Annotated in this window: 11 protein-coding genes and 1 rRNA gene; 5 read left to right on the top strand and 7 right to left on the bottom strand. The window is 51.4% G+C overall.

Annotation, left to right across the window (positions count from 1 at the left end; all coding sequences use genetic code 11):
* Window positions 1-22 precede the first annotated feature (22 nt).
* Genes A7589_RS14675 through nlpE form a run of 3 tightly spaced genes read left to right on the top strand, consistent with a single transcriptional unit; the run spans window position 23 to window position 1,712 of the window.
* The gene (locus tag A7589_RS14675) at window positions 23-568 is read left to right on the top strand and encodes a YaeQ family protein (RefSeq protein ID WP_001185297.1); all 546 of its coding nucleotides are present in this window, start codon (window positions 23-25) and stop codon (window positions 566-568) included.
* Window positions 565-987, top strand: coding sequence for an alternative ribosome rescue aminoacyl-tRNA hydrolase ArfB (gene arfB / locus A7589_RS14680; RefSeq protein WP_000635554.1), 423 nt, complete (start codon window positions 565-567; stop codon window positions 985-987). The genes A7589_RS14675 and arfB overlap by 4 nt, the downstream gene beginning before the upstream one ends.
* Window positions 988-1,001: 14 nt before the next feature.
* Window positions 1,002-1,712: an envelope stress response activation lipoprotein NlpE gene (nlpE, locus tag A7589_RS14685; RefSeq protein WP_000239166.1), complete on the top strand. Its 711-nt coding sequence runs from the start codon at window positions 1,002-1,004 to the stop codon at window positions 1,710-1,712.
* A gap of 155 nt (window positions 1,713-1,867) precedes the next feature.
* On the opposite strand, the gene A7589_RS14690 is transcribed toward nlpE, so the two are convergent.
* The 7 genes from A7589_RS14690 to metN form a co-directional block, all read right to left on the bottom strand.
* Complete coding sequence (locus A7589_RS14690) at window positions 1,868-2,692, bottom strand: YaeF family permuted papain-like enzyme (protein WP_000360452.1); 825 nt, start codon at window positions 2,690-2,692, stop codon at window positions 1,868-1,870.
* Between the two features lie 52 nt (window positions 2,693-2,744).
* The gene (gene proS, locus A7589_RS14695; protein WP_001260711.1) at window positions 2,745-4,463 is read right to left on the bottom strand and encodes a proline--tRNA ligase; all 1,719 of its coding nucleotides are present in this window, start codon (window positions 4,461-4,463) and stop codon (window positions 2,745-2,747) included.
* A gap of 110 nt (window positions 4,464-4,573) precedes the next feature.
* On the bottom strand, window positions 4,574-5,281 hold the full coding sequence (tsaA, locus tag A7589_RS14700; RefSeq protein WP_000094021.1) for a tRNA (N6-threonylcarbamoyladenosine(37)-N6)-methyltransferase TrmO: 708 nt from the start codon (window positions 5,279-5,281) through the stop codon (window positions 4,574-4,576).
* Complete coding sequence (gene rcsF, locus A7589_RS14705; RefSeq protein WP_001202318.1) at window positions 5,278-5,682, bottom strand: envelope stress sensor lipoprotein RcsF; 405 nt, start codon at window positions 5,680-5,682, stop codon at window positions 5,278-5,280. Before rcsF ends, tsaA begins: the two co-directional genes overlap by 4 nt.
* Window positions 5,683-5,799: 117 nt before the next feature.
* Entirely contained in the window at window positions 5,800-6,615 is an 816-nt protein-coding gene (metQ, locus tag A7589_RS14710; protein WP_000874226.1) for a methionine ABC transporter substrate-binding lipoprotein MetQ, read from the bottom strand.
* Between the two features lie 39 nt (window positions 6,616-6,654).
* Window positions 6,655-7,308, bottom strand: a complete 654-nt coding sequence (locus tag A7589_RS14715) for a methionine ABC transporter permease MetI (RefSeq protein WP_001294600.1) — start codon at window positions 7,306-7,308, stop codon at window positions 6,655-6,657.
* Complete coding sequence (gene metN / locus A7589_RS14720) at window positions 7,301-8,332, bottom strand: methionine ABC transporter ATP-binding protein MetN (RefSeq protein ID WP_000593994.1); 1,032 nt, start codon at window positions 8,330-8,332, stop codon at window positions 7,301-7,303. The genes A7589_RS14715 and metN overlap by 8 nt, the downstream gene beginning before the upstream one ends.
* Window positions 8,333-8,519: 187 nt before the next feature.
* Between metN and gmhB the strand changes: the two genes are divergently transcribed.
* Together gmhB and A7589_RS14730 are read left to right on the top strand one after the other, a co-directional pair.
* Window positions 8,520-9,092: a D-glycero-beta-D-manno-heptose 1,7-bisphosphate 7-phosphatase gene (gene gmhB, locus A7589_RS14725; RefSeq protein WP_001140174.1), complete on the top strand. Its 573-nt coding sequence runs from the start codon at window positions 8,520-8,522 to the stop codon at window positions 9,090-9,092.
* Between the two features lie 365 nt (window positions 9,093-9,457).
* Window positions 9,458-9,716 (top strand): 16S ribosomal RNA (locus tag A7589_RS14730); the annotation flags it as partial.

The following is a 9,716-nucleotide window of genomic DNA, read 5'->3' on the forward strand; positions in this document are numbered from 1 at the left end:
CTGATTCGAAAGGAGTTTTCTTATGGCGCTTAAAGCGACAATTTATAAAGCGACGGTTAATGTGGCCGATCTCGACCGCAACCAGTTTCTCGATGCCTCTCTGACGCTGGCGCGCCATCCTTCAGAAACCCAGGAGCGCATGATGCTGCGCTTGCTGGCATGGCTAAAATATGCCGATGAACGTCTGCAATTTACCCGTGGTTTGTGTGCCGATGATGAGCCGGAAGCGTGGCTGCGTAACGATCATTTGGGCATTGATTTGTGGATTGAGCTGGGGCTGCCGGATGAGCGGCGGGTTAAGAAAGCCTGCACCCAGGCCGCAGAAGTGGCGCTGTTTGCCTATAATAGTCGGGCCGCGCAAATCTGGTGGCAGCAAAATCAGAGCAAATGCGCGCAGTTTGCCAATCTTTCCGTCTGGTATCTGGACGACGAGCAACTGGCAAAAGTGAGCGCCTTTGCCGATCGTACCATGACGCTGCAGGCAACGATTCAGGATGGTGTTATCTGGTTATCGGATGATAAGAATAATCTGGAAGTGAACTTAACCGCCTGGCAACAACCTTCATGATTGTGATTTCCCGACATGTCGCTATCCCCGATGGTGAGCTTGAGATCACCGCCATTCGTGCGCAGGGTGCGGGCGGGCAGCATGTTAATAAGACCTCAACGGCTATTCATCTGCGTTTTGACATTCGGGCGTCCAGCCTGCCAGAGTATTATAAAGAGCGCCTGCTCGCCGCCAGCCATCATTTGATCAGCAGTGATGGAGTGATTGTCATTAAGGCACAGGAATACCGCAGCCAGGAGCTAAACCGTGAAGTGGCGCTGGCCCGGCTGGTGGCTGTGATTAAAGATTTAACAACAGAACAAAAAGCCCGGCGACCCACACGCCCCACCCGTGCATCGAAAGAGCGCAGGCTGGTATCGAAATCACAAAAATCAAGCGTGAAGGCGTTGCGCGGCAAAGTGCGCAGCGGTCGGGAATAAAAAGTAAGGAATGGATGGTGAAAAAAGCGATAGTGACGGCGATGGCTGTAATTAGCCTCTTTACTCTAATGGGATGTAATAATCGGGCCGAAGTCGATACGCTTTCCCCGGCGCAGGCTGCCGAACTGAAACCGATGCCGCAAAGTTGGCGCGGCGTGCTGCCGTGTGCCGATTGCGAAGGAATCGAAACCTCTCTGTTCCTCGAAAAAGACGGAACATGGGTGATGAATGAACGTTATCTGGGGGCGCGTGAAGAGCCTTCCTCTTTCGCTTCCTACGGTACATGGGCGCGAACCGCTGACAAGCTGGTATTAACCGACAGCAAAGGTGAAAAGTCATATTATCGGGCGAAAGGGGATGCGCTGGAGATGCTCGATCGTGAAGGTAATCCGATTGAATCGCAGTTCAACTACACGCTGGAACCTGCAAAGTCCAGCCTCCCCATGACACCGATGACTCTGCGTGGCATGTATTTTTATATGGCTGATGCGGCGACCTTTACTGATTGCGCGACCGGAAAACGTTTCATGGTGGCGAATAACGCAGAGCTGGAACGGGGCTACCTGGCTGCGCGCGGTAACAGTGAAAAATCCGTGTTACTGTCTGTAGAAGGTCACTTTACGCTTGAGGCTAACCCGGATACCGGTGCGCCGACCAAAGTATTAGCGCCCGATACGGCGGGTAAATTTTACCCGAACAAGGATTGCAGTAGTTTGAGTCAGTAAACCTGCTTGAGGCAGAAACAAACGCAAAATTGCCTGATGCGCTGCGCTTATCAGGCCTATTACATATAGTACAACATTTTGAATTAGCACGATTTTGTAGGCCGGATAAGGCGTTCACGCCGCATCCGGCATTTTGTGCACGAGGCTGGCTTTTATCACCGAGTCAGCCCAACAAAGCGACCCGCTTTGATATAAATTCCTGGCTTCAGGTGCCCAATATACTGTAACTGTGTTTCTGGCTTAAACGCAGAGACATCACCAGCACGCATATGCATTAGATCGGCAGGGCTAATCCAGCCCGACTGCGCCAGCGTAAGCGGATGCCCGGCTTTGGCAAATGCATCAGTGACAAACTCCGAACAAAACCACGACTTTTTGTCTCCTTCTCCCACACCGCTTAACTGCGCTTTCGCCAGGCCGCTGACGCACTGTTGGCGAAAATCTTCGGAGAAAGGATTTAGTGAGCACATCTGGCGGGGCACCATAAACGGAATGAACTCGACAATGCCGCGATAGTTGTAACCGCTATTTTTGATTTTATTGGCGAACGCGGTGATTTCTGTGGCTTGTTGCGGGGTAAGGTCCGGGACTCGTAAGACGAAAAGCTTATCGCTATGCCTCATGGCTTTTTTAAGGGGAACAATCTGGACGCCATCTCCAGTCGCTTCTGCAACGTTATTTTCACCCAAATAGATTGCAACGTGACTTACAGAGGAAGTGCTGAAGACGCGGATACCAAATGAGGTTACCCCAAGGCTTGAGGAGAACAGCAAATCGCCGGGTTTGAGATCAGGTTCGGTTATTTCTTTTATTGATCGTTCGGTGAAAGAGCTTTGATGCTGGAATTTGACTGCCCATGTTTTCGCCTCGGCATCTACCGCTGCGGCTGATGAGTCTGGCTGGCTGATATCAACTGTACAGGCCGAAAGTAAAAGAAAGCAGGGGAGAAGCAGGCGGCAGTACGCCTTTGGTTTATCCATTTTATACAATCCATGTAAAAAAGGGCCCTGAAATTCAGGACCCTTTCTGGCATCAGCCTTTAATCTGTTTCACCAGATAATCGACGATGTCACCGGTCTTAATTAACTGTTTCTCGCCGTTACGACGATATTTGTATTCGATATCGTCGTTGTCGAGGTTACGGTCGCCAAGCACAATAGTGTGCGGAATACCGATCAGTTCCATATCAGCAAACATCACGCCCGGACGCTCTTTGCGGTCATCCAGCAGCACTTCGATACCCTGCGCACGCAGTTCGCTGTACAGTTTCTCAGCCAGCTCTTGTACGCGGAAGGATTTGTGCATGTTCATCGGCAGAATTGCGACCTGGAACGGTGCGATAGCGTCAGGCCATACGATGCCGCGTTCGTCGTAGTTCTGCTCAATCGCCGCAGCGACTACGCGCGTTACCCCGATACCGTAGCAACCCATCGTCAGGATCTGGTTACGACCATCTTCGCCCTGAACGGAGGCTTTCAGTGCTTCGGAGTACTTAGTACCCAGCTGGAAGATGTGACCGACTTCGATACCACGTTTGATCAGCAGCGTACCCTGACCATCCGGGCTTGGATCGCCTGCCACCACGTTACGGATATCAGCAACTTCCGGGGTGGCGACATCGCGATCCCAGTTGATACCGAAGTAGTGTTTGCCATCGATGTTAGCACCGGCAGCAAAATCACTCATTGCCGCAACGGTACGGTCAATCACCACCGGAATCGGCATGTTTACCGGACCCAGTGAGCCTGGGCCTGCTTTAACCACGGCACGAATTTCTTCTTCGGTCGCGAAAGTCAGCGGGCTGGCAACCTGTGGCAGTTTTTCTGCTTTAACTTCGTTCAGCTCGTGGTCACCACGCACCAGCAACGCAACCAGCGGGAAGCTACTGCCTTCAACCGCTTTAACCAGCAGAGTCTTAACCGTTTTCTCAATCGGCAGATTGAACTGTTCAACCAGTTCCGCGATGGTCTTCGCGTTCGGCGTATCAACCAGCGTCATTTCCTGGGTAGCAGCAGCGCGCGGTTCTTTCGGCGCGATAGCTTCTGCCAGCTCAATGTTCGCTGCATAGTCAGAGGTGTCGGAGAAAACCACATCGTCTTCACCGCTCTGCGCCAGCACCTGGAATTCGTGAGAGGCGCTGCCGCCGATAGAACCGGTGTCAGCCTGTACGGCGCGGAAATCCAGCCCCATACGGCTAAAGATTTTGCTGTAGGCCGCATACATTGCATCGTAGGTTTCCTGCAGGGATTCCTGAGAAGTGTGGAAAGAGTAAGCATCTTTCATCAGGAATTCGCGGGAACGCATGACGCCGAAACGCGGACGCACTTCATCACGGAACTTGGTCTGGATCTGATAGAAGTTCAGCGGCAGCTGTTTGTAAGAGCTAAGCTCGTTACGAATCAGGTCAGTGATCACTTCTTCGTGAGTCGGGCCGAGTACGAACGGACGCTCGCCACGGTCAACAAAACGCAGCAGTTCCGGACCGTACTGTTCCCAACGACCACTCTCTTGCCACAAATCGGCTGGCTGAACCACCGGCATCGACACCTCGATCGCACCGGCGTTGTTCATCTCTTCACGCACGATGTTTTCGACTTTTTTCAGAACGCGCACGCCGGTCGGCAGCCAGGTATATAACCCGGAGGCCAGCTTGCGGATCATCCCGGCGCGTAGCATCAGCTGATGGCTGATCACCTCGGCGTCGGCAGGTGTCTCCTTGAGAGTGGAGAGCAGGTATTGGCTAGTACGCATGTTGTTACGGTTCCAGTTGGAAGGTAGAACAGGCTCAAGGCGAGCCTGGGACAAAAAAAGTGATTTAGTTTACCAGTGCAGGAGAAATGTCAAAAGAGAAGGGCGTGAATTTAACGCGGTTCCAGCGCAAAGACTTCGAAACCTGCGTCGGTGACGCGCCAGCGAACGTTAAAATCATGCAGCCAGACGGCATAGGTTTTGCCCGTTTCCTCACCTTTACGATAGGCCGGGCGCGGGTCCTGCGCCAGTACTTCGCGGATAAACAGCGTTAACTGCGGATAACGCTTCTCCAGTGTCAAAAGCTGCTTTTCAACGTCTGCGGTAAAGCTCACTGCCATCTCTGCCACTGGCGCACTTTGCGCATAGCTGGCACTGGCATCGGGAAGCGATTCGGCAAAGGGGAGATACGGTTTGATATCCACTACCGGCGTACCATCGACCAGATCCAGACTGCCGAGCTTCAGAATCACGCTGTCTTTATGGCAAACAACCTCTTTCAGCTCTACCAGCGACATACCAATCGGGTTAGGGCGGAAAGTAGAGCGTGTGGCGAAAACACCCATTCTGGCGTTACCACCGAGGCGCGGAGGACGCACAGTCGGACGCCAGCCGCCTTCCATCGTTTGATGAAAGACGAAAAGGATCCATAAATGGCTGAACGCTTCCAGGCCGCGCACGGCGTCGGCCTGGTTGTAGGGAGCAATGAGATGCAGTTCGCCGTTGGCGCTTTTTACCAGACCCGGCTGGCGCGGAACGGCGAATTTTTCTTTATAGGGCGAGCGAATAACGCCTATTTGCTCGAACTGGAAACTGCTCATTTTGCCGTAATGTTAAGCGCAGAACCGATACATACAGCCTGACGATAGCAGCCTGGCGTACCGCTGGTGACTTCACAGCTATGCAGTAAAACCGCATTGGCTTTCATTTTAGAGGCGTTGATTTGCATTCGTTTGCGCGCGGTCGGGATGCTCGGCGGAGAATCCTGATTAGAGGCCTGGCAAGAATCACCACTGACTTCCCCAAGATCGCGGAATGGCTTACCGACTAATTCTTCAGCATTAGTATAAATTCGGACCGGCGTGGCGCGCGGTGCTTTCGGTTTTGCTGGCTCCGCTTTTGGCTGGGGTGCGGTGCTTTGAACAGGTTCGACAGGGGATCTGCTTAACATGGAACAGCCGCTCAGCATGAGTGCTAATAAACAGATCGGTAAAGCACGCATAGTATTTCCTCAATGTATGATCAAAACGTCAATATTGAATCAGGCGCTTATAAAAATGACAAGACGGGCAAGCGCCCGTCCTGAATGATATTACAAATTGTGGAAACAGCCTAAAAATTACCAGCCTTTAACTGCACCGCCGTTAAACACTTTGTTTGCCGCTTCATAAACTTCGTCAGACTGATAAGCCTGGACGAATTTCTTCACGTTTTCCGCGTCTTTGTTATCTTCACGAGTCACGATCAGGTTTACGTACGGAGACTCTTTATCTTCGACAAAGATACCGTCTTTCGCCGGAGTCAGGCCAATCTGGCTGGCATAGGTGGTGTTGATAACTGCCAGAGCGATTTGCGCGTCGTCCAGAGAGCGCGGCAGCTGTGGTGCTTCCAGTTCAACAATTTTCAGGTTTTTTGGGTTCTCAACAACATCAAGAACGGTCGGCAGCAGGCCAACGCCATCTTTCAGTTTGATCAAGCCCACTTTTTGCAGCAGCAGCAGTGAACGACCGAGGTTAGTCGGATCGTTTGGAACTGCAACCTGCGAACCATCCTGCAGTTCATCCAGAGATTTGATCTTCTTGGAGTAGCCAGCAATCGGATAAACAAAAGTGTTGCCTACTGCGACCAGTTTGTAGCCACGATCTTTCAATTGCTGATCAAGGTACGGTTTGTGCTGGAAGGCGTTAGCGTCGATATCGCCTTTGCTCAATGCTTCGTTTGGCAGAACATAGTCGTTGAAGGTTACCAGTTCAACGTCCAGACCATATTTGTCTTTCGCGACTTTTTGCGCGACTTCTGCAACCTGCTGTTCGGCACCGACAATAACGCCGACTTTAATGTGGTTCGGATCTTTTTCATCCTGACCGCAACCTACCAGTGCCAGTGATCCAATCAGGGCTCCCACTGCCGCAAAGGTTTTGAATTTGAACGCCATACCTTATTCCTTCTTCAATTATTTATGTTGTGTTGAACGTTACTTGCGAGTGACAGCCCGGACGATGCGGTCGCCTGCGAACTGAATTAAATAAACCAGAATGACCAGTAATACCAGTACCGTATTCATCACCGTCGCGTTATAGCCGATGTAGCCATACTGATAGCCAATCTGACCCAAACCACCGGCACCGACTGCGCCACCCATTGCGGAATAACCGACCAGGGTAATCAGGGTGATAGTTGCGGCGTTTACCAGACCCGGCAACGCTTCCGGTAACAGCACTTTACGGACGATCTGCATCGGCGTGGCACCCATTGCACGGGAGGCTTCAATTAACCCGGTTGGGATCTCCAGCAGGGCGTTTTCGACCATACGCGCAATAAACGGTGCTGCACCAACGGTCAGTGGAACAATCGCTGCCTGCAAACCAATCGATGTACCGACAATAACGCGAGTAAACGGAATCATCCATACCAGCAAGATAATGAACGGGATGGAACGGAAAATGTTCACAATCGCTGAAACGGTACGATACAACTTCGCGTTAGCAATAATTTGCCCCGGACGCGTGACATAAAGCAGGACGCCAACCGGCAGACCAATCACAAACCCAAAAAATCCGGATACGAAGGTCATTGCCAGCGTTTCCCATACGCCACGAACCAGCAGCCACATCATCGGCTCAGACATAACCCAGTACCTCTACTTTTACATGGTGTTCCTGCAGCCAGGCAATGGCGGCTTGCGTATCTTGTTGTGTGCCGTGCATTTCAGTCAGCATGATGCCGAACTTAACGCCACCGGCGTAATCCATCTGCGCGCTAATAATGTTGTTGTTGACATTGAAACGACGCGCGGTTTCAGAAAGCAGCGGGGCATCGACCGACTGGCCGGTAAACTCAAGGCGCAGCATCGGCACACAGTCAGTAAATGGCTCCGCTTGCAGACGTTCCTGATAATCTTCCGGGATATCCAGATGCAGGGTTGACTGAATAAACTTCTGCGCCAGCGGCGTTTTCGGATGCGAGAACACTTCGCTTACCGTGTCTTGCTCGATCAGTTCGCCATTGCTGATGACTGCCACACAATCACAAATGCGCTTCACAACGTCCATTTCGTGGGTAATCAACAGAATCGTCAAACCCAGACGGCGGTTGATGTCTTTTAGCAGTTCGAGAATAGAACGCGTGGTTGCCGGGTCCAGCGCGCTGGTGGCTTCATCGCACAGCAATACTTTGGGATTGCTGGCTAACGCACGGGCAATCGCCACACGTTGTTTCTGCCCGCCGGAAAGGTTCGACGGGTAGCTATCATGCTTATCGCCAAGACCAACCAATGACAGCAATTCTGTCACGCGACGTTTAATCTCGTCTTTCGGCGTGTTGTCCAGCTCCAGCGGCAGCGCCACGTTGCCAAAAACAGTACGCGAAGAGAGCAGGTTAAAATGCTGGAAAATCATACCAATCTGGCGGCGAGCTTTGGTCAACTCGGATTCTGACAGCGTGGTCAGTTCCTGGCCATCGACCAGCACGCTACCCTCGGTTGGGCGCTCCAGCAGGTTTACACAACGTATAAGCGTACTCTTACCCGCGCCTGAGGCACCGATAACGCCATAAATTTGTCCAGCTGGCACATGCAGGCTGACGTTGTTCAACGCCTGGATGGTGCGGGTGCCCTGGTGGAACACTTTGGTGATATTCGAAAGTTTTATCATTGATTATTTATTATCGTCATTAAGTTGGTCGTGGCATTTCGACTGCCTGAAACGGTCAAAGTCGTCAATGAAATGGATGTTAAGGCATCCAGACGTCTAAATCAATCAGGTTTATGCGAAGAGCACTTTCTTGCAGGTCGAAACATGCGATACTAGCGTCACATGCCTTATTAAGGAGCTATAAAAGGTGGCGAAGAGCGTACCCGCAATTTTTCTTGACCGTGATGGCACCATTAATGTCGATCACGGCTATGTCCATGAGATCGACAACTTTGAATTTATCGACGGTGTTATTGACGCCATGCGCGAGCTGAAAAAAATGGGCTTTGCGCTGGTGGTAGTAACCAACCAGTCTGGCATTGCTCGCGGTAAATTTACTGAAGCACAGTTTGAAACGCTGACCGAGTGGATGGACTGGTCGCTGGCGGACCGCGATGTCGATCTGGATGGCATCTATTATTGCCCGCATCATCCGCAGGGTAGTGTTGAAGAGTTTCGCCAGGTCTGCGATTGCCGTAAACCGCATCCGGGGATGCTTTTGTCAGCACGCGATTATTTGCATATTGATATGGCCGCTTCTTATATGGTGGGCGATAAATTAGAAGATATGCAGGCAGCGGCTGCGGCGAACGTGGGAACAAAAGTGCTGGTGCGTACGGGTAAACCTATTACGCCTGAAGCAGAAAACGCGGCGGATTGGGTGTTAAATAGCCTGGCAGACCTGCCGCAAGCGATAAAAAAGCAGCAAAAACCGGCGTAATGATTAAAAGATGAGCGGTTGAAATAAAAATGCATTTTTCCGCTTGTCTTCCTGAAACGACTCCCTATAATGCGCCTCCATCGACACGGCGGATGTGAATCACTTCACACAAACAGCCGGTTCGGTTGAAGAGAAAAATCCTGAAATTCAGGGTTGACTCTGAAAGAGGAAAGCGTAATATACGCCACCTCGCGACAGTGAGCTGAAAGCCGCGTCGCAACTGCTCTTTAACAATTTATCAGACAATCTGTGTGGGCACTCGAAGATACGGATTCTTAACGTTCTCGGACGATAAATGAATACCAAGTCTCAAGAGTGAACACGTAATTCATTACGAAGTTTAATTCTTTGAGCATCAAACTTTTAAATTGAAGAGTTTGATCATGGCTCAGATTGAACGCTGGCGGCAGGCCTAACACATGCAAGTCGAACGGTAACAGAAAGCAGCTTGCTGCTTTGCTGACGAGTGGCGGAGGGGTGGGTAATGTCTGGGAAACTGGCCGATGGAGGGGGATAACTACTGGAAACGGTAGCTAATACCGCATATCGTCGGATGACGAAAGAGGGGGACGTTCGGGCCTCTTTGCCTCGGGTGTGGCCCTGTGGGGGTTGGTGGTAGGTGGG

This window comes from Escherichia sp. MOD1-EC6475 (assembly GCF_003046645.1).
Lineage (GTDB): Bacteria > Pseudomonadota > Gammaproteobacteria > Enterobacterales > Enterobacteriaceae > Escherichia > Escherichia ruysiae.

Bases quoted from the DNA above. Each gene is read 5' to 3' on its own strand.
- proS (WP_001260711.1), bottom strand. From the start codon at position 4,463: ATGCGTACTAGCCAATACCTGCTCTCCACTCTCAAGGAGACACCTGCC.
- tsaA (WP_000094021.1), bottom strand. From the start codon at position 5,281: ATGAGCAGTTTCCAGTTCGAGCAAATAGGCGTTATTCGCTCGCCCTAT.
- A7589_RS14675 (WP_001185297.1), top strand. From the start codon at position 23: ATGGCGCTTAAAGCGACAATTTATAAAGCGACGGTTAATGTGGCCGAT.
- metQ (WP_000874226.1), bottom strand. From the start codon at position 6,615: ATGGCGTTCAAATTCAAAACCTTTGCGGCAGTGGGAGCCCTGATTGGA.
- rcsF (WP_001202318.1), bottom strand. From the start codon at position 5,682: ATGCGTGCTTTACCGATCTGTTTATTAGCACTCATGCTGAGCGGCTGT.
- arfB (WP_000635554.1), top strand. From the start codon at position 565: ATGATTGTGATTTCCCGACATGTCGCTATCCCCGATGGTGAGCTTGAG.
- metN (WP_000593994.1), bottom strand. From the start codon at position 8,332: ATGATAAAACTTTCGAATATCACCAAAGTGTTCCACCAGGGCACCCGC.
- nlpE (WP_000239166.1), top strand. From the start codon at position 1,002: ATGGTGAAAAAAGCGATAGTGACGGCGATGGCTGTAATTAGCCTCTTT.
- A7589_RS14715 (WP_001294600.1), bottom strand. From the start codon at position 7,308: ATGTCTGAGCCGATGATGTGGCTGCTGGTTCGTGGCGTATGGGAAACG.
- A7589_RS14690 (WP_000360452.1), bottom strand. From the start codon at position 2,692: ATGGATAAACCAAAGGCGTACTGCCGCCTGCTTCTCCCCTGCTTTCTT.